We start from the raw sequence: 19,004 nt of genomic DNA, 5'->3' as shown, positions 1-19,004 counted from the left end.
ATGACTCACTATGGTCCAGTCATTGGAATTGCTCCTCGACGACACGCTCGACGCCGCCGTCAGACGGGAATGGCAACTACTACTCGAGGCAGACCTCCCCAGCCAAGGTAGGCACAAGGGCATCTCGAATCGTCCGCACATCACGTTGTCTGTCGCCGACGAGATGAACGAGTTCGACACCCGGGTGCACGACGAATACCTTCTGGTCGACATGCCCGTCAGACTTGGTGCATTCGTGGTCTTCCGTGGCAGACACGCGACGTTGGCTCGGTTGGTCGTGCCGTCGAGGAGACTCATCGATCTTCACGCGCGCGCATCAGAGGTGGTTGGCGATGCGGACGGTTCTCGTTCGCATACCGCACCCGGAAAATGGACTCCGCACGTCACGCTCGCACGACGCATGACTCGCGTCGAACTGGCCGAGGCTCTGCTCCGCCTCGATTCTACGCAGCCAGATCTCGTCGGCACCACCTCGGCGTTGAGACGATGGGACGGCGAAGAGAAGCGCGAATGGATCGTCCGTCAGAACCGATAGTCACCGAATTGGCTCTCCTCCCGGTGTGTGTCGGGAGAGTATCCGAAGGATATCGCCCCGTGGATCACCGCCAGAACAGCCAGGATGAGCAGTGCAATGGTCATGCGGCAAGCCTGCTGCCACGCGATCTCGTACAACAGTGGCGGTTATGACACGTTACCTCGGTTTTCTGCCATACTTGGTTTCGTGCTGAAACGAGTAGTCGTACCACTCCTGCCGCTGACCGAGCAGTTCGAACTCGGAGTGGCATGCGAGGTCTTCGGCTTCGACAGATCCGACGAGGGTCTACCTACTTACGACTTCTCGATCATTGCCGGTGTAGCCGAACCCATCCGGACCCGTTTCGGCTTCACCATCGATGTTCCCCACGACCTGTCACAGCTCGACGAGGCCGATCTGATCGTCGTTCCGGCTGGGGGCACCTACCCGTCGGAGGACGGCAGCTACCTGTGCACCAGCGAGTACGATGCCTCGATCGAGCCGCTGCTCGTCAAATTGCGTGCCGCGGTTGCACGCGGCGCCAACGTCGCCAGCCTGTGCAACGGCGCATTCGTGCTCGGCAAGGCTGGGCTTCTCGACGGACGAAGATGTACGACGCATTGGCGCACCTCGGCCAGGCTTGCCGCCGAGTATCCGCTTGCCGAGGTCGACCGGGACGTTCTCTATGTGGGCGACGGCAATGTTTTCACCAGCGCAGGCACCGCAGCCGGAATCGACCTGTGCCTGCACATCGTTCGCAAAGAGCAGGGCAGCAAGGTTGCCAACGGGATAGCTCGACGCATGGTCGTGCCACCGCACCGCGACGGTGGGCAGGCCCAGTTCGTCACCGCTCCGCTGCCCACTACTGAGATCGAAACGCTTGCTCCGCTGCTGGACTGGATGACGGAGAACCTCGGCGACGACCTACCGGTGCAGACACTGTCTGCACGGGTCAACATGTCCGCCCGGACTTTCGCGCGCCGGTTTCAAGCCGAGACCGGGACCACTCCCGCCCGGTGGCTCAACGACCAACGTGTTCTGGCGGCTCAGCACCTACTCGAAGATTCGGATCTGTCGATGGACGTCATCTCCGAACGCGTCGGGTTCGGCAACGCAGCGGTGATGCGTCAGCATTTCGTGCGTGTGCGGTGCACGACACCCAATTCGTATCGGCGAACGTTCCGCGCGTCACCGCAACCGGCTTGACTGCGGGGCCAGCCTGCAGGTTCGGGAAGCTTTCGGCCCAGCGATGCGTTGAGGGACCCTAGAGAACGAAAACACCGATGAAAGGGCAGGCGTGGCTACACAGACTTTGACTCAGCAGAACTTCGACGACATCGTCGGAGGAAATGACGTCGTGCTCGTCGATTTCTGGGCGTCCTGGTGCGGCCCGTGTCGCCAGTTCGCCCCGACTTTCGAGAAGTCCTCCGAGGAGCATCCAGACGTGGTGCATGCCAAGGTGGATACCGAAGCAGAGCAGGGACTCGCCGCTGCTGCCAACATCAAGTCGATTCCCACGATCATGGCGTTCCGCGAGGGAATTCTGGTGTTCGCGCAGCCGGGTGCACTGCCTGCAGCAGCCCTGGAAGATCTGGTGGTACAGATCAAGGCACTCGACATGGACGTGGTGAAAGCACAGGTAGAAGAGCAGAAAGCCGACGCTCCTGCCGAATAGCTCAAACCTGGAAGAACAAAAAAAGCCGGTCGCTTACGCGACCGGCTTTTTTGTTCCTGCATGCAGTCGACTATTCAGTGCGCAGCCTGGTCCCAGCTCGCTCCGGTGCCGACAGACACCTCGAGCGGAACGGAAAGCTCGATGGCCGAGGACATTTTGTCGCGAACCAAGTGCTCGATCTGTTCACGCTCGGACTCGACGACCTCGAGGACCAGTTCGTCGTGAACCTGCAACAACATTCGCGATCGCAGACCCGATTCCGCCAAAGAGTTGTGAACGTCGATCATCGCCACCTTGATGATGTCAGCTGCAGTTCCCTGAATCGGCGCATTGAGCGCAGCGCGCTCGGCAACCTCACGACGTTGACGGTTGTCACTGTTGAGGTCGGGTAGGTAACGCCTGCGGCCGTAGAGCGTCGATGTGTACCCGACCTTTCGTGCCTCTTCGACGGCGTTTCGCAGATAGTCCCGAACCCCACCGAATCTCGAGAAGTAGGCCTCCATCTGCGCTTTGGCCTCCTCGGTCGAAATCTTCAACTGCGCGGCCAAGCCGAAAGCGCTGAGGCCGTAGGCAAGTCCGTAAGACATGGCCTTCACACGGCGACGCAGTTCGGGGGTGACGTCCTCGATGGGCACACCGAACGCGCGCGAGCCAACGAAACTGTGCAGGTCTTCGCCGGTATTGAACGCCTCGATCAGGCCGGCATCGCCGGATACGTGGGCCATGATTCGCATCTCGATCTGACTGTAATCAGCTGTCAGCAGCGTGCTGTACCCCTCGCCCACGACGAAACCGTTTCGAATGTGGCGTCCAGCCTCGTTTCGAACCGGAATGTTCTGCAGGTTCGGGTCGGTGGACGACAACCGGCCGGTGGCTGCAACGGTCTGATTGAACGTGGTGTGGATTCGACCGTCGTCGGCGATGGACTTGAGCAACCCGTCCACGGTGACCTTCATGCGTGTCGCATCACGGTGATCGAGCAGGAACTTCAAGAAGGGATGCTCGGTTTTCTCGAACAGCCCTTGCAGCGCATCGGCATCGGTGGTGTAACCGGTCTTGGTCTTTTTGGTCTTCGGCATTTCGAGCTCGTCGAACAGCACCACTTGCAGCTGTTTCGGGGAACCGAGATTAATTTGCTTGCCGATGACTTCGTAGGCCGCATTGGCGGCTTCACTCACCTTGTCCGCGAACTGGCTCTGCAGCTCACCGAGATGCGCGTCGTCGACAGCGATGCCGGTCGCCTCGAGGTCCGCGAGCAAGGACAGAAGCGGTAATTCCATCTCCGAGAGCAATGAACTCGATTCGATCGCCGCCAACTCGTCGTCCAATGCGGCAGCAAGATCCAGAATTGCTTGCGCCCGCAGTATCTCGCCCTCTGCGACAGCCGCTTCCGCGACGTCCTCGGTATCGAGCAGTGAAAGCTGGCCTTCGACGGAATCCTCGACGCGCAGTTCGCGCTTGAGATACCGCAGCGACAGGTCGTCGAGGTTGAACGTCCGTTGACCCGGGCGAACCAGATACGCGGCAAGTGCAGTGTCGCTGGTCAAGCCGCCCAAGGTCCAACCGCGACCACGCAACGCGTGGATTGCCCACTTTGCTTCGTGAAGCGCTTTCGGTTGACCGGCATCGGCCAACCATGCCGCCAGTGCCTGCTCGTCCGATGGATCCAGCGAACTGGTGTCGACGAAGCCACCTTCGCCGTCGGATGCGGCAATCGCGATCGATAGCGCATCGCTGCCGAACGGTCGTCGCGGGCCGACGACCGAGAGGCCGTGACGCTCCCCCGTGGAGGCGTGAACCGCGAGCCACTGGGCGAGCTCGCCGACCGGCACGGTGCCACCACGGACGTCGAAGCCTTCCTCTGCTTCGGGTTCTGTGGAGGACAGGGTGTCGAACAACCGGTCGCGCAACACTCGAAACTCGAGATCGTCGAACAGTGCATGGATCTTCTCGCGATCCCACGGCGCCAGCTCCAACTGATCCGGCGTGTACGGAAGTGGAACGTCACGCACCATCTCGGTGAGTTCGCGGTTGAGCACCACACCGGACAGGTTGGCCCGCAGCGCGTCACCCACCTTGCCCTTGACCTTGTCTACGTTGTTGACGAGCTCTTCCAGCGAGCCGTACTCGACGATCCACTTGGTAGCCGTCTTCTCGCCGACACCGGGGATACCGGGCAGGTTGTCGCTCGGGTCTCCCCGCAGTGCAGCGAAATCCGGATACTGCGCCGGAGTAAGGCCGTATTTGTTGGTGACCTCTTCCGGGGTGAACCGAGTGAGCTCGGAGACACCCTTCTTCGGATACAGCACAGTGACGTTGTCGGTGACGAGCTGCAGCGCGTCTCGGTCACCTGTCACCACGAGGATCCGATAGCCCAGTGCTTCGGCTTGAGTCACCAATGTCGCGATGATGTCGTCTGCTTCGAACCCGGCTTCGGCCATCACTGGGATACCCATGGCGCCGAGGACGTCCTTGGTGATGTCCACCTGACCGGCGAACTCGTCGGGCGTCTTACTTCGGTTCGCCTTGTAGGCCGGGAACCGCTCAGCCCGGAACGTTTGCCGAGACACATCGAACGCGGCCGCGATATGCGTCGGCTTCTCGTCTCGAAGGAGGTTGATCAGCATGGAGGTGAACCCGTACACCGCGTTCGTGGTCTGGCCGCTGGTGGTCTTGAAATTATCCACGGGCAGGGCGAAGAACGCGCGAAAGGCGATGGAGTGACCGTCGATCAGCAACAGCGTCGGCTGCTCACCGTCGGCGGAACTGCCGGTCGAGGGTTTCGATGCTGCGCTGTGCTCGGTTATGGGGCTCACGGTTGACCAGTCTAAGTAGAAGCTCCGACACCGCGTCAGTGGATGCGACTCCCGGCCCGAACCACCGACCGGGTAGTTCGAAACACAAACGATACTTTCCGGAAATTCAAGACTCCGATTTCGTGCGCTTTCAACAGTTAAAGTCCCACAATTGCAGCAGCCGAGGTCTCGAGGCTCAACCGACAACCGTCCGGAGGACGTGCGTGGCCCCAATTGTTCGATGGACCCGTAGGAAGATTCGACTTCGGCATCGCAGCCGAACCCCGCTTCGCTTCATCAAACAAGCCCTCCTCCTGGCGATCCTCGGATCCATAGCCGCCGTGACGTTCGGCGGCACCGCGCTGGCCCAGGAACCGACGCCGACTCCCCCACCGTCGTCGGTATCTCAACCAACTGCAGCCGACGCCGTTCCCGTCAGTGGCAGCCTCAACAACGGTGGCGAACGCCTGACCGACGTCGACGTACTGGCGCGCGATTCGACCGGCGACGAGGTCGCTCGAACGACATCCGAGAAAGGTGGCCGCTGGACCCTCGAATTAACCCCAGGGTCATACACTTTCGAGGTCGACTCCGAGACGCTTCCCGACGGGGTCAGCGTTCAGGGCGAAGTGCAGCGCGAAATTGCGGCCGGACGCACGAACACCGTGATCTTTTCGTTCGGTGAAGCCCGCACCTCCAATGAGCTTCCCTTCTACGAGAAATTCATCAGGACTACGGTCGACGGCTTCCGTTTCGGTCTCGTCATCGCCCTCGCCGCAGTCGGTCTGAGTCTGATCTTCGGCACCACCGGCCTGACCAACTTCGCGCACGGTGAACTGGTCACTCTCGGCGCCGTAGCTGCCTGGGTGTTCAACGTCAGCATGGGTATTCAACTGATCTATGCCACGATCCTGGCCGTCATCGTCGGCGTCGCCATCGGATGGCTCAACAACGCGGCCATCTGGAGACCACTGCGAAAACGCAAGACCGGTCTGATCGCACAACTGGTGGTGTCCATCGGCCTTGCGATCGCGCTGCGGTACCTGATCCTCATCTTCTTCTCCGACCGCGCCGAGCCCTTCGACGACTACCAGGCTCAGACCCAGAACGAATGGGGTCCGTTCGCCATCACCAACGTCAACCTGGCGTGCATCATCATCAGCATCGTCGTGCTCGTCGGCGTCGCGCTCATGTTGCAACGCACTCGGATCGGCAAAGCGATGCGAGCCGTCGCGGACAACCGCGACCTCGCGGCGTCGTCGGGCATCAATGTCGAACGCGTCGTGACATTCGTCTGGTGCATGGGCGGCGGGCTCGCTGCTCTCGGTGGCGTCCTGTTCGGATTGTCCGAACTCGGCGGTCGCGTGCAATGGGAGATGGGCTTCAAACTGCTCCTCCTCATGTTCGCCGGCATCACCCTCGGCGGGCTCGGAACCGCATACGGGGCGCTCCTCGGCTGCGTGATCGTGGGGCTGCTCGTGCAGTGGTCGACGATGTTCATCAATCCCGATCTCAAATACATCGGAGGCCTGCTCGTCTTGATCCTCATCCTCGTCGTCAGACCTCAGGGCATACTCGGCTCGCGGCAAAGGATCGGGTGAACTGATGGATATTCTTGCGGCTCTTCAAGTTTCACTAGCGCAGCTGATCGGTCCGTCCGCAATCTTCTACGCATTGCTCGCCATCGGCTTGAACCTGCACTTCGGTTATGCGGGACTACTCAACTTCGGCCAGATCGGGTTCGCCCTGCTCGGCGGCTACGGCGTCGGCATCATGACGGTCACCTATCAGCAGCCGTTGTGGGTCGGTATCCTCGTCGGTCTCGGTGCGGCCGGACTTCTCGCTCTCGTCCTCGGTATCCCGACGCTCCGGCTGCGGGCTGACTATCTCGCTATCGTCACGATCGCGGCCTCGGAGATACTCAGACTCGTCTTCCGCTCGACCGCAACGGATTCGGTGACGGCATCGACCAACGGACTGTTCGGTTTCGCTGATCCGTTCACATCGCTGAGCCCCTTCGACTCGGGGAAGCAGTACTCGTTCCTGGGCGTCAAATTCTATGGCGACGACCTGTGGTCGATGGTGGTGGGTTGGACGCTCGTACTCGTTCTGTGCGGCTTCGTATACCTGCTGACACACAGCCCGTGGGGCCGCGTCCTCAAGGCCGTGCGCGAAGACGAGGACGCTGCGCGTTCATTGGGTAAGAACGTGTTCGTCTACAAGATGCAGGCCCTCGTCATGGGCGGTGTCATCGGCGGCATGGGTGGTGTGTTCAACGCATTGCAGACCAAATCCATCAACCCGGACTTCTACTCCACCGCGCAGACATTCTTCGCATTCGGAGCTCTGATTCTCGGCGGTGCCGCGACGGTGTTCGGACCGGTGCTCGGTGCCATGCTGTTCTGGTTCCTACTATCGATCCCCGACGCCATCCTTCGCCAGGCGATCACCGGCCCCGATCCTCTGCTCGACCTCAGCGAGCAGCAGGTCGGTGCGACTAGATTCGTGCTGTTGGGGATCCTGATCGCCGTACTGATGGTCTTCAGACCCCAGGGTATTCTCGGGAACAAGCGAGAGGTCCAACTCAATGCCTGACACCTCATCGACTTTGGCCGCACGCGCTGCCAAAGCTCTCAGTTCCGAAGAACGAACGGCACTGTTCGCAGGCGTACCGAGCACTCCCGGCGCACAGAAGCCCGACCCAACCCTGGTCGTCGACGGCGTCTCACGGACGTTCGGCGGGCTCAAGGCGGTCGATGTCGCCCACCTCGAGATTCAGCGCGGCTGCATCACCGGACTCATCGGTCCGAACGGCGCAGGTAAAACCACCCTGTTCAATCTGCTGACCGGTTTCGATCGACCCGACACCGGCACCTGGTCGATGGATGGCCAGTCGCTCGGGAAGATGCATCCGCATCAGGTTGCCCGCAAAGGCGTCGTGCGCACATTTCAGCTGACGAAAGCACTCTCGAAGCTCACTGTCCTGGACAATGTCCGCCTCGGCGCTACCGGTCAGAAGGGGGAACGCATTCTCAACACGTTGATGCCATGGACGTGGAAAGCCCAGGAACGGGAGATCACCGAACGCGCCCAGGATCTCTTGGCTCGATTCAAGCTCGACGCCAAGGCAGACGATCTCGCCGGCTCATTGTCGGGCGGGCAGCGCAAACTGCTCGAGATGGCCCGCGCGCTCATGACCGACCCGGCTGTGGTGATGCTCGACGAGCCGATGGCAGGTGTCAATCCTGCTCTCACACAAAGCCTGTTGGGGCATATCAAATCACTGCGCGACGACGGAATGACCGTGGTGTTCGTAGAACACGATATGGACGTCATCCGAGATATCAGCGACTGGGTCGTCGTCATGGCACAGGGCAGCGTCATCGCCGAATCGACGCCCGAGGAGCTGTCGAACAATGGCGCGGTCGTCGACGCGTATCTGGGAAGTCACCACGACCAGGCGCTGGAATTCGACGAGAACGGCAACCCCGTCGGTGCGACCGCCGAACTGGCCGACGCACTCGCGCAGGCCGAGGCCGAAGAGCTCGAGGCCGGCGGTGACCTGTCGGAACCCGAATTTTTTGCTCCGGACGTCGTTCCGGGCTCTGCTGCCGCTGGCAAGAATGGCAAGGAAGAAGACGACAAATGAGCGAACCCGGTACGCAAAAGTTGACCGCCGCAGAATTTGCCGCAACCCCGGCAGAGCATGCTCGGCTGGCCGAAGGCGCGCTTCTGCGAGCCGACAATCTGGTTGCGGGATACATTCCCGGCGTCAACATCCTCAGCGACTGCAACTTCTTCCTTCGGGACGGCGAGATCGTCGGCATCATCGGGCCCAACGGGGCAGGTAAGTCGACACTTCTGAAGACTCTGTTCGGGCTGATTCCCGTTCGCGAAGGTTCGGTCAGGCTACGCGGTGACAACATCACTTCGGCCGAAGCGCACGTCCTGGTGACGAAAGGCGTCGGATACGTCCCGCAGACGCAGAACGTATTCCCGTCGCTGACCATCGAAGAGAATCTCGAAATGGGAATCTATTTGCGTCCCAAAAAGTTCGCGGAACGTTTCGAGTTCGTCAGCGAACTCTTCCCACTCCTGGGTGAGCGCAAAAGGGTCAAGGCAGGCGCACTGTCCGGCGGTGAACGCCAGATGGTCGCGATGGGTCGCGCGCTCATGATGGAACCATCGGTACTGCTGCTCGACGAGCCGTCGGCGGGCCTGTCGCCGATGTTCCAGGACGAAGTGTTCATCCGCTGCAAGAAGATCAATGCGGCAGGCGTCTCGATCATCATGGTCGAGCAGAACGCGCGACGGTGTCTTCAGATCTGCGACCGCGGCTATGTCCTCGATCAGGGCCGAAATGCCTACACCGACACCGGGACCAATCTGATGAACGACCCGAAGGTGATCGAGCTCTACCTCGGAACGTTGGCAGGAAGCAAGGAGAAGTAACCACACACACCCGCGTTCGACTGCACCCCCGTACTCGAAGTTCTGGTACGGGGGTGCAGTGCTCGCCATGCCGACGCCGAGCAAAGAGCGACCAGGCGGCGAGTTGAAACTCGTTGCCTGGTCGCTCTTTTCGAAAGTACTACCGATCACTCACCAACGACGATGAATCCATCGGTGGTCAGTGTGTTGTCCGGCCCGAAGACCAGGTTGCCGTAGGAACCGGTGGCGGGTTCGCCACCATCGGTGAAGTTCAGCGCACCGGTAATTCCGTCATAGTCGAGGTCGGTTCCGGCCTTTGCCAGCGGAAGACACTGTGCAAAGGTCGTGCACTTCTCGCCACCCTTGGTGACTGCGTTGATATTCGCCGCGATATCTGTACCTGCGGTCGACTTGGCGGCCTCGGCTGCCAGCGCCGAGATCACCACCGCGTCGTAGGACTCGCCTGCGTAGTTGAAGTCCACCAGGGCCGGGTTGATGGCCTTGAGTCGGTCCTGGAATGCAGAGCCGACGTCGGTGAGCGGCGTCGTGCCTCTCATCGTCTCCAGCAACGGCTTTGCCACGGATTCGCCGAGTGCGTTACCCATGTTGCCGTCGACGCCGAAGACAGCCATTCCGTCGGACGGTCCGATGCCGACTTCGTGCATACGGGTGATGATCTTCGCTGACTCCTCGAAGCCGATGATGGCCACGGCATCGGGTGCGAAGGTCTTGACGTCGTCGACCTCGGCGTTGAAGGACTGTGCGTTGGGATCGTAGATGATCTTCTGAATCTGATCCGACGGAATACCTGCAGCCTCGAGATTATCGACGGTGTTGCTGGCGAGACCCGTTCCGTAGGGATCGTTCAGCGCGAGAATGGACACGCGCTGCGCGCCGTCCTCGGCGATGAGCTTCGAGAGCGCCTGTGCCTGCAGCACGTCGGTCGGTGCGGTACGGAAGTACTGCCCCTTGTCGGGGTAGCAGACGAACTGATCGGAAGTGTTGGCCGGTGAGAACTGGACCACGCCTGCACTGGCGATCTTGTCGATGACCTTGAGGGACACCGAGGACGACGCTGCACCGATAATGACGTCGGAGCCACCGGCGAGCAGACGGTCGACGGTCGTCGTCGCAGTATCTGTGGTCGTGTCACCAGAGTCGCCGGGGATGAGCTGGACGGGCTGGGCGAGCACGCCACCGGCCTCGTTCACGTCGTTGATGGCGAGTTGGACACCTGCAACCTCAGGCGGCCCGAGGAACGCGAGAGTTCCGGTCTCGGGGAGCAGAGTTCCCACGACAAGCGGAGTGGTGACAGGCGTTGCGCCCGCAGTGGCCACTTCAGGCGTGCAGTCGGTCGAGACTGTCTCTTCTGCTGCCGAGCTTCCGCCACCGGCAGCGCTGGTGCTGTCACTCGAACTCGAATCGTCGTTCGAGGAACATCCGAACAGTGCCAATGATGCAGCGCCCAACACCGCAGCCGTGCGGACGTAGGTCCGTTTTGCCATCTAGGGTCTCCTTGGTTTGCTCATCGCTATGAAGCACACCTGAGTCATATGAGGCTCTTGTGTGGATCAGACGCTAGCTGTCCGAAGCGATCTGCGATCAGCGAGAACGAGGCTCGTGACCTGACTGTGACCTGAGGGGCAAAAGTTTTACGTCGCCGTAGCCTGAGCACTCCATCGAAGCCGAAAACCGTCGCTCACTCCGTGTTGTCCAGAGTCTCGATGATGATGAGCGCCACGGCTTTCATCGTCGTACGACGGTCCATCGCTGCATGCTGAATCCACTTGAACGCCGCAGGCTCGGTCAGCGACTGAGACTCCATCAACTTGCCTTTTGCGCGCTCGATCAGCTTCCGCGTCTCGAGTCGCTCCTGCAGATCGACGATCTCGCTCTCCAGCGACGAGATCTCCGTGTATCGACTGGCCGCAAGTTCGACGGCCGGTATCAGATCGGCCTTCGAGAACGGCTTCACCAGATATGCCATGGCACCCGCATCCCGCGCCTTCTCGACGAGTTCTCGCTGACTGAATGCAGTCAGGATCACTACAGGTGCGATGCGCTTCTCGGCAATCTCCGAGGCAGCGTCGATGCCGTCGCGACGAGGCATCTTCACATCCATGATCACCAGATCGGGTCGAAGTTCGATGGCCAGATCCACTGCCCGTTGACCGTCGGCCGCCTCACCCACCACCTCGTATCCTTCCTCGCGAAGCATTTCCACGAGGTCGAGGCGAATCAGAGATTCGTCCTCGGCAACTACGACACGAAGTGCGGGCTTGCCACTACCTTGCGCAACAGGAGCATTCATACGTACCAGTCTCCTTCGACAGTCATCGCCCGTCAGTGCTCGAGCCCTTGAAGGGTACCGGTGTAACACCCCCGCGGCGCATCTTCTACACTCGTCAATCGTTGCTTGAAGATGCCAGCCCTCGTATCCCAATTGGCAGAGGAAACGGATTCAAAACCCGTCCAGTGTGAGTTCGAGTCTCACCGAGGGCACCACGTAGTACAGGTCGAAGATCGATTGTGAACCGACATCCGCCCGGGTGTCGTGTTTCGCCCAGTGCCTTTCCCCGCACCGGGTGCCATCCCGATTACCAGGATTCCATCGCGGCATGAGCGGGTTCGGCAGACGCCGTTGCGGCCCGAGCGTGACTCAGAGCCACTCCGATCGGGATGCTCACCATCAGTACGAGTAGCAACAAGCGATAGCCGACCGCAGGTATCCGCCGAAGAGCGTGCCGGGTCGACCGAAGAGTGAGTACCAACGCGATCACCAACGGGACCGCCCCGATGTCGACGAGGATCGGAACCCGCAGCAGCGCACCGACAATCACCAGCAGATTACCCAGATTCCAGCCGGCCAGCCGAATCCATGACAGCTGCGATGTCGGAGCGGGGGCGCCGGTTACCGTGTGGCCGACCGCTAGCGCGCATTGTGCGACACCGCACACCAATACCGAATATGCTGCGAGCCAACTTCCTCGCTCGAGGCCCAGTGGGCCAGTCACCGCAGCGACGAGCCCACCGGCGATGACGAAGCACACGCCCAGAACGTAAGTGACGCGTAGGGCGTCTACCTTCATCCGTCGTGTGTGGCGGTGTTGGACAGCTGTAGTCGCCACGCTTGCGGGCCGCGCTCGAGGTAACTGACCTCGAACCGCCCGGGCGTCCGTTGCTCGATCTGAGCCAGCAACGGCAGCGGATCATGTGGCGCGATCAGAATCATCCCTGCCCCGGCATGCACGGCATCGAGGGCGCCGAAAACGGTGGCGTGACGAATGGCATGCGGAACGGTGCGCACATCGAGTTCGGGCAACTCCGGCTCGTCCACGACCCCGCATTCACAGACATGATCGGCCGGCGGATGAGCCTCTCCTGCAGCGACAGTCGACGTCTTGGCTTCGACATCTGCCCACAGCGTAGCCAAAGATGCCGCTTTCGACTGAGCGAGAGCAGGCAGCACGCGACTTTCATAGGTACACAGGTACTGGCCGAGGTGTACCCGCAGACCCGCGACCTCGGCGGCGCCCTCCGCGGCGGACTGCGCGTCCGCTACTCGGAGGCTCGATGCAACGACCGCGTCGCGCTCATGGACGACTCGGTCTGCCAATGCCTCGTCGATCTCGCGCAAAGCCCGACCGAAATCTGCCGCCTCGGCGTCGAGGAGATCGGCCAACGGACCGCTGCACCACGCGAGGAGTTCGATAGAAGTCCCGACGGCCAAGCCCTCATCCCCCGCACTCGCGGCGTCGATCACACGCGTCGCGTAGCCGGAAAGCGCGCCGGATACTTCAGCGTGCCGATTCAGGACTGCCTCGATAGCGGCGGCATCGGCGCCGGTGCTGGCGAGGACCACATCGGATCGCGCTGGCTGCTGGATGGCTTCTGGTGTCTTCGCCTTCTCGGACGGAGCCCGTTCGAGCAATAAGAGCAGTAGGTGAGCTGGGGTGATCGCTTCGACAGAGTGTGGTACGTGTGCATCGACATGAACTATCGCCCCGGCCGACAAATCGATCCGTTCGCCGCCGATCTCGATGACGGCAGTACCTGAAATAGACTGCAACACAATGGGTACTGCCGCAGTGTGCTCGGTCATCACGGCACCGGAATCGATGGTCAAACGAATCATCGTCACCCCCGGCCCCTTGAAGACACGGCGAGTCTTGACCTTGCCCTTCTCGACCGGACGCACTTGCTGCGCGTCATCGGTATTTCTGGTTACCAACGTGTAAGTTGCCGCTTCCATGAATAGAAAGTATCACAATGCTTTTTAATCACCTAGGATCGACAGCATGATGCGAGACCTGAGAGACCGGCACGACGTCGAGACCATGGTCGGCGAGTTCTACGAACGAGCATTCGTCGATCCGTTGATCGGTCCGATATTCACCGAGATCGCGGTCATGGATCTAAGCCATCACCTGCCGATCATGTGCGACTTCTGGGAAACAGTGCTGTTTCGCGCAGGCAAGTACAAGCGCAACGCGTTCCAACTCCACGTCGCACTGAACGACAAGTTCCCACTGGAGCAGGAACACTTCGACCGGTGGCTCGAAATCTGGGTCGCCAACGTAGACGAGAGCTTCGCCGGACAGAAGGCCGAGGCAGCCAAGACCCAGGCACGCCGGATCGCCTACTCGATTCATCGACGGCTTCACGCGAGTTCACGTCGCGAGAACGAATCCGTGAGTACGCGCAGCGGCCGAGCGGGTCTGTGATGTCTGAATTCACCGGATAGTGATACTTTCAAACAATGGCTGATCGGAGCGACAACGCCCATCACGCCGCGCTCGCATCCGAAACGCGGCGGCAGATACTCGACATGCTCGTCGAGTCTCGCGATCCTCTCGACGCGCTGAGCATAGCCACCAGAATCGACCTGCATCTCACCACTGTTCGGTTTCATCTCGACCATCTCGAAGGCTCTGGAATGGTTCGGCGCCAGCCGGTCTCGGAGAAGCGTCGCGGACGACCCCGAACTTTCTACACTGCCACGCCAGTGGTGCGGAGCGAGAGTTCGCAAGTACAACTCATCGACGTACTGGCCGAAGCGTTGGCGACCCACGACGACGGTGGCCGCGCGAGTGCGGAAGATGCAGGGAGACACTGGGCGGACGACCTCGTAGCTCAGAACACGGTGCCCGGAACGAACAGCGCCGATCTGCTGACGGTCCTCGATCAACTCGGCTTCGACCCTCACACCGATGGCGAGGGAACGATCGAATTGCGAGCCTGTCCGTTTCGTGATTCGGCTACGGCGCATCCACAAGTGGTGTGTTCGGTGCACCGCGGCCTGATCGAACGAATCCTCGAGATCGAAGAAGTCAGCAGCCCGAACGTAGCGCTGCTCCCCTTCGTGCAACCCGACTTATGCGTGATCACAGGGACGAGACGAATAAGCCATACCTAAAAACGCCTGGTAAACGGCCTTGCGGATAGGGCCTATGGTGGGGCCATGTACATACCTAGCAATCTTCGTTGCCATGACAGAGGCGCAGGCACATTATGTGCGGAGCGTGTCACTCACCGGTTCGATGATCCCGCCGGTACCTCGGACGCCAAGTGGGTCTACTACCAGTGCAGTGCGGACACACAACACACCACCGGATATGTCGACCGCCCGGTGACCGACTGACCGAGCTCAGGTTCGTCGAGCACGCCTGTGTTCGCCGGGATCAGACTCAGGACAGGCATTTCGTGACTTTCATCCGTCGAATCGGTCACGGCACCAGCGAGACGTCGACACGGCGTCCAACGCTTCCCGGCGAGACGCCGAGCATTCGTTTGAATGCTCTCGAAAATGCTGCTTCGGATTGGTAGCCGCTACGTTTGGCCAGTTCCGCCACGGAGACATCATGGGACCGAAGGGCATCATGAGCGCTCCGCATTCGCCACTCCGCAAGATAATGCATAGGCGATTCGCCGACTATCGACGTAAATCTCGCTGAGAAAGCCGACCTCGACATCGACACTCTTGTAGCCAGAGACGCGACCGTCCATCGATGGTCGGGTTCTCGATGAATCAAAGCCAATGCGGGCCCGATGCTTACATCCTGCAGTGCACCGAGCCAACCGACCTTCGCCGCTGAATCATGTTCGATCCATGACCGAAGTGCCTGTATGACAAGGATGTCCGACAACCGAGTAATGACTGCCTCTCCCCCGGGCCGACATTGCCGTGCCTCATCAGCGACCAAACCGAGCGTGCTGTGCATCCAGGACAGGTGTGACGACGGCGCGGATTCGACGACGACCAGCGGTGGAAGCGATCGGATCAATCGAGCCGCCGACGGGTGGTCGAGACGTACTGCACCACAGACCAATGTTGTTGCCGCGCCCCCACTCCCGTGTTGAATGACCGCGTACCGATCGCTGAGGTAGTCGTGCGGTAGGTCGTGGACCATGGGCGCACCCTCCGCCGCATCGACGTCACTGGACAGCATGTGCCCGAGACCGTGTGGTATCAGAGCGAACTCACCTGGAACCAAATAACGTGGCTGAGTACCTTCGACGCTGAGCAGGCATCTTCCGCTGGTGACGACATGGAACCACAGACAGTCCTCCATCACCGGCATCTCGAGGCCCCAAGGCTCGGACAGCTCGGATCGGCAATAGAACGTGCCCGTCATCCGGAGAAAATGCAACGCCTCACCCAACGGGTCCGACGATCTCCACGGATCTTCTCCTCGCATACACCAACCGTAACCCAACTTGGACGATCGAGCATGAAACAGCGATCCTGAGTCATAGAAAGTCTTGGACCGGCAGATCAAACTGGATTCCATCCACTAATAGCAACGGAAGGAAACCTCATGATCACGGTGATGGGTGCACGCGGACACGTCGGCAACAAGATCGCACACTTCCTACTCGATGACGGCCTACCTGTTCGAGTGCTGGGAAGAAGCGCGAGGACGCTGGATGATCTCGCGGAGCGCGGAGCGGAAGTGCAGGAATGCGATCTCTTGGACACCACTCGGCTCGCTGAGCTGCTACGCGAGTGCTCCGCGCTGTTCGCGATGGTCCCGAGCAATCCGTTCACCGAGAACTATTCGGCCGAACAGGACCGATTCGGGGTGTCGTTTACATCGGCCATATCCGTGAGCAAAGTACCCACAGTCGTAACGTTGAGCAGCCTGGGCGCCGACCGACTAGACGCACCGGGAGTGATCGGCGCGCTGCATCGCCAGGAGGCTCGACTTCGTGCCCTCACCGGCGTTCGCGTGACGGCCCTGCGTCCGGTGTCCTTCTTCGAGAATCTGCTGGCAGCCGTCGACCAGCTTGTCCAGCAAGGCAGCCACGTCGATTCGATCGTGTCGGATCTACCTATCCCGATGATCTCGACCAGTGATATCGCGGCCGCCGCAGCAGATGCGCTCGTCGACCCCGATTGGGACGGTTATGCCGTCCGCGAGCTTCTGGGTGAACGTGACGTGAGCTACATCGAAGCCACCACCATTCTGGGTAGACACCTCGGCATCGCCGATCCGCGGTATGTCCAACTGTCGTACGCCGACATGGCATCGGTTCTGACAACCATCGGATTCTCGCTCGAGTACTCCCACCACTACGTGGACATGACCCGGGCGTTCAACAGCGGTGAACTGACCGAGCCGGTACCTCGCACATCCGCGAACACCACGGCCACGAGCATCGAATCGTTCGCTGCGTCGTTGTCCGTAGCGGGGAGCCCCTCGTGATCGAACGAACGACCGCCGTCGCAACCATGGTTGCTGCTATCGGCTGCGGCCTCATTGCTGGAGTCATGCTCGCATTCTCGATCTGCGTCATGCCTGCACTGAAGAATCAACCACCGTCGGCGGCAATCGCGACGATGCAGCAGATCAACGTATCGATCGTGTCACCGAGCTTCCTGACCTTGTTTATCGGCAGTGCCGTTGCCGCGATCGTCGCGGCCGCCGGATCCATCTGGTTCGGCATCGGATCGCAGAGCCTCGTAGTGGTCGGCGCAATTCTGTATGTTCTCGGTTGCGTCGTGGTCACGATGGTCGTCAACGTCCCGCTCAATGACACGTTGGCGACAGCAAGTGTAGACTCCCCGGCCGGCGCTCAAGTCTGGTCGGACTACCTGGACAGCTGGACCGTGTGGAACCACGCACGCACAGGCGCAGCCGGAGCCGCCTGCGTCGCATTGACGATCGCCGTCAGATGTCAGCGCTCCCTCTAGTCCTGCAGGCTGGAATCCTGGTGTCGTGCCTTTATCTCCGCTTCGAACCTCTCGATCAGCCGATCCGCCTCGGCCAACGTGTCGTCTCCGGCTCCTTCGTCCATCGAGGCGTCACGCCCCCGCCGGAGTGCAGCCAGTTCTGCGTCGAGCTCATGGTTGTCGAGTACTCGTGGGTCCAACATGATGACCATTGTCCGTCAGCCACTGCTACCCGTGCAGCGCTTTCGCAACGTGAGACTGTTTCGATCATGACCACCATCCACAGCTTTGCGCCGATAGTCTCGGACAATGCGCACACGCTGATACTCGGATCGATGCCGGGAATCGCGTCACTGACTGCCCAGGCCTACTACGCACATCCACGAAATGCGTTCTGGCAGATCATGGGAGAACTGTTCGAGGCCGGACCGAACCTGGACTACGAAGATCGAGTTGCCGCGCTACGACGCCACGGTATCGCCGTCTGGGACGTGATGAAGCTGTGCACGCGAACAGGAAGCCTCGACTCCGCGATCGTCGAATCCTCCATCGAAATAAACGACATCGCCGCGCTCCTCGAATCTCACCCGTCGATCAACCGCATCTTCTTCAACGGCGCCAAGGCCGAAGCCAGCTATCTCCGGTACGCGCCGACGACGGTGCGCACCGCCGAAGTCACGACGGCCCTGCTCCCGTCGACGAGTCCGGCGCACGCATCCATGAGTTTCGACGCCAAGCTCACTGCGTGGGCGGTCGCCGGCCGATGACGAACGCAGCGGCCACCACTGTCCACCAGAATCAACGCTATTTCGCATCGTGTTTCCCACAGCGCTGAACTCGATTGCGTTGGGTCGTCGTTGGTATTCTGGGTCGGTTGTGCGGCTGCTTCTTCGGTGAGGCAACAATGATCGTGCGCCCGGCCGACGCCGAGAGCCAGATCGCACACCCACCAACGGAGCATGCAATGAATGAGAACTACCAGGAGATCGTCGAGCAGCTCACCGAAATCGCCTGGATCCTCGACCACAAGGAGTGGCATCGCCTCGGCGAGATCTTCAGCGAGGACGCCGAAGGCTACGGCCAGCAGGGTCTGCCTGCGGTCACCGCCAACACCATCCGCTACCTCGGCCGCTGCGGGCCCACCCAGCACCTGACCGGCAACTACCGCGTCCGTATCGATGGAGACCGGGCAACCTCGACGAGCTACATCCGGGCCATACACTTTTCCGCGCCTGGGCGCCCGGTGCAGCACTGGGACTTCGTGGGGATATACGACGACAGATGGTTGCGCACGGAGGAGGGTTGGCGGATCACCTACCGTTCGTGTCAGCCCTTGGGCACCCTCGGAGACCTTGTCCTGCCCGTAGAGGACCACGCCTGACGCGATCACGGTGTCCGGCACGGAGACCCCGGCTC

At 60.8% G+C, this 19,004-nt stretch carries 20 protein-coding genes and 1 tRNA gene; 14 read left to right on the top strand and 7 right to left on the bottom strand.

Annotation, left to right across the window (positions count from 1 at the left end):
- Window positions 1-10 precede the first annotated feature (10 nt).
- From QMK32_RS12790 to trxA, 3 genes are all read left to right on the top strand, one after another.
- Window positions 11-535 carry a 2'-5' RNA ligase family protein gene (locus QMK32_RS12790; RefSeq protein ID WP_283475295.1) on the top strand — a complete coding sequence of 175 codons (525 nt, stop codon included), beginning with the start codon at window positions 11-13 and terminating at the stop codon, window positions 533-535.
- A 186-nt stretch (window positions 536-721) separates the two neighbouring features.
- On the top strand, window positions 722-1,720 hold the full coding sequence (locus QMK32_RS12785; RefSeq protein WP_283475294.1) for a helix-turn-helix domain-containing protein: 999 nt from the start codon (window positions 722-724) through the stop codon (window positions 1,718-1,720).
- A 91-nt stretch (window positions 1,721-1,811) separates the two neighbouring features.
- Complete coding sequence (trxA, locus tag QMK32_RS12780) at window positions 1,812-2,189, top strand: thioredoxin (protein ID WP_269303849.1); 378 nt, start codon at window positions 1,812-1,814, stop codon at window positions 2,187-2,189.
- A gap of 74 nt (window positions 2,190-2,263) precedes the next feature.
- Here trxA and polA read toward each other — a convergent pair whose 3' ends face one another.
- Complete coding sequence (gene polA, locus QMK32_RS12775; RefSeq protein ID WP_502943591.1) at window positions 2,264-4,996, bottom strand: DNA polymerase I; 2,733 nt, start codon at window positions 4,994-4,996, stop codon at window positions 2,264-2,266.
- A gap of 284 nt (window positions 4,997-5,280) precedes the next feature.
- On the opposite strand from polA, the gene QMK32_RS12770 reads away from it, so the two are divergent.
- The 4 genes from QMK32_RS12770 to QMK32_RS12755 are packed head-to-tail and all read left to right on the top strand — an operon-like array spanning window position 5,281 to window position 9,436.
- Window positions 5,281-6,585, top strand: a complete 1,305-nt coding sequence (locus QMK32_RS12770) for a branched-chain amino acid ABC transporter permease (RefSeq protein ID WP_502943590.1) — start codon at window positions 5,281-5,283, stop codon at window positions 6,583-6,585.
- 4 nt (window positions 6,586-6,589) lie between these two features.
- Window positions 6,590-7,579 (top strand): branched-chain amino acid ABC transporter permease, encoded by a 990-nt coding sequence (locus QMK32_RS12765; protein WP_084346533.1) that lies wholly within the window; start codon window positions 6,590-6,592, stop codon window positions 7,577-7,579.
- The gene (locus QMK32_RS12760) at window positions 7,572-8,633 is read left to right on the top strand and encodes an ABC transporter ATP-binding protein (RefSeq protein WP_283475292.1); all 1,062 of its coding nucleotides are present in this window, start codon (window positions 7,572-7,574) and stop codon (window positions 8,631-8,633) included. Before QMK32_RS12765 ends, QMK32_RS12760 begins: the two co-directional genes overlap by 8 nt.
- Window positions 8,630-9,436: an ABC transporter ATP-binding protein gene (locus QMK32_RS12755; RefSeq protein WP_283475291.1), complete on the top strand. Its 807-nt coding sequence runs from the start codon at window positions 8,630-8,632 to the stop codon at window positions 9,434-9,436. The genes QMK32_RS12760 and QMK32_RS12755 overlap by 4 nt, the downstream gene beginning before the upstream one ends.
- A gap of 146 nt (window positions 9,437-9,582) precedes the next feature.
- On the opposite strand, the gene QMK32_RS12750 is transcribed toward QMK32_RS12755, so the two are convergent.
- Both QMK32_RS12750 and QMK32_RS12745 read right to left on the bottom strand, forming a co-directional pair.
- Window positions 9,583-10,920 (bottom strand): ABC transporter substrate-binding protein, encoded by a 1,338-nt coding sequence (locus QMK32_RS12750; protein ID WP_283475290.1) that lies wholly within the window; start codon window positions 10,918-10,920, stop codon window positions 9,583-9,585.
- A gap of 194 nt (window positions 10,921-11,114) precedes the next feature.
- Window positions 11,115-11,726 carry an ANTAR domain-containing response regulator gene (locus tag QMK32_RS12745; protein WP_283475289.1) on the bottom strand — a complete coding sequence of 204 codons (612 nt, stop codon included), beginning with the start codon at window positions 11,724-11,726 and terminating at the stop codon, window positions 11,115-11,117.
- A 117-nt stretch (window positions 11,727-11,843) separates the two neighbouring features.
- Between QMK32_RS12745 and QMK32_RS12740 the strand changes: the two genes are divergently transcribed.
- Window positions 11,844-11,920 (top strand) — tRNA-Leu (locus QMK32_RS12740).
- Window positions 11,921-12,012: 92 nt separating this feature from the next.
- Here QMK32_RS12740 and QMK32_RS12735 read toward each other — a convergent pair.
- Window positions 12,013-12,504 carry a hypothetical protein gene (locus QMK32_RS12735; RefSeq protein WP_283475288.1) on the bottom strand — a complete coding sequence of 164 codons (492 nt, stop codon included), beginning with the start codon at window positions 12,502-12,504 and terminating at the stop codon, window positions 12,013-12,015.
- A complete protein-coding gene (locus QMK32_RS12730) occupies window positions 12,501-13,667 on the bottom strand; it encodes a DUF2249 domain-containing protein (RefSeq protein ID WP_283475287.1) in 1,167 nt (388 codons plus the stop codon). The genes QMK32_RS12735 and QMK32_RS12730 overlap by 4 nt, the downstream gene beginning before the upstream one ends.
- Before the next feature lie 46 nt (window positions 13,668-13,713).
- Here QMK32_RS12730 and QMK32_RS12725 point away from each other — a divergent pair, with 46 nt between their 5' ends.
- Together QMK32_RS12725 and QMK32_RS12720 are read left to right on the top strand one after the other, a co-directional pair.
- Complete coding sequence (locus QMK32_RS12725) at window positions 13,714-14,139, top strand: group III truncated hemoglobin (RefSeq protein ID WP_283475286.1); 426 nt, start codon at window positions 13,714-13,716, stop codon at window positions 14,137-14,139.
- Between the two features lie 35 nt (window positions 14,140-14,174).
- Entirely contained in the window at window positions 14,175-14,831 is a 657-nt protein-coding gene (locus tag QMK32_RS12720) for a helix-turn-helix transcriptional regulator (RefSeq protein ID WP_283475285.1), read from the top strand.
- 310 nt (window positions 14,832-15,141) lie between these two features.
- On the opposite strand, the gene QMK32_RS12715 is transcribed toward QMK32_RS12720, so the two are convergent.
- The gene (locus QMK32_RS12715) at window positions 15,142-16,113 is read right to left on the bottom strand and encodes an AraC family transcriptional regulator (protein ID WP_283475284.1); all 972 of its coding nucleotides are present in this window, start codon (window positions 16,111-16,113) and stop codon (window positions 15,142-15,144) included.
- Between the two features lie 120 nt (window positions 16,114-16,233).
- On the opposite strand from QMK32_RS12715, the gene QMK32_RS12710 reads away from it, so the two are divergent.
- Window positions 16,234-17,121 (top strand): NmrA family NAD(P)-binding protein, encoded by an 888-nt coding sequence (locus tag QMK32_RS12710; RefSeq protein ID WP_283475283.1) that lies wholly within the window; start codon window positions 16,234-16,236, stop codon window positions 17,119-17,121.
- A complete protein-coding gene (locus QMK32_RS12705) occupies window positions 17,118-17,609 on the top strand; it encodes an anthrone oxygenase family protein (protein WP_283475282.1) in 492 nt (163 codons plus the stop codon). Before QMK32_RS12710 ends, QMK32_RS12705 begins: the two co-directional genes overlap by 4 nt.
- Here the strand turns inward: QMK32_RS12705 and QMK32_RS12700 are convergent.
- Entirely contained in the window at window positions 17,606-17,791 is a 186-nt protein-coding gene (locus QMK32_RS12700; protein ID WP_136172107.1) for a hypothetical protein, read from the bottom strand. The two genes, QMK32_RS12705 and QMK32_RS12700, sit on opposite strands and share 4 nt — an antisense overlap.
- A gap of 66 nt (window positions 17,792-17,857) precedes the next feature.
- Here QMK32_RS12700 and QMK32_RS12695 point away from each other — a divergent pair, with 66 nt between their 5' ends.
- Together QMK32_RS12695 and QMK32_RS12690 are read left to right on the top strand one after the other, a co-directional pair.
- On the top strand, window positions 17,858-18,355 hold the full coding sequence (locus QMK32_RS12695) for a DNA-deoxyinosine glycosylase (RefSeq protein ID WP_283475281.1): 498 nt from the start codon (window positions 17,858-17,860) through the stop codon (window positions 18,353-18,355).
- A 197-nt stretch (window positions 18,356-18,552) separates the two neighbouring features.
- Entirely contained in the window at window positions 18,553-18,969 is a 417-nt protein-coding gene (locus QMK32_RS12690; protein WP_283475280.1) for a nuclear transport factor 2 family protein, read from the top strand.
- Window positions 18,970-19,004: the final 35 nt, after the last annotated feature.

Source organism: Rhodococcus sp. H29-C3, from assembly GCF_030063405.1.
Lineage (GTDB): Bacteria > Actinomycetota > Actinomycetes > Mycobacteriales > Mycobacteriaceae > Rhodococcoides.
This window is presented reverse-complemented; position numbering and strand designations above follow the sequence as displayed.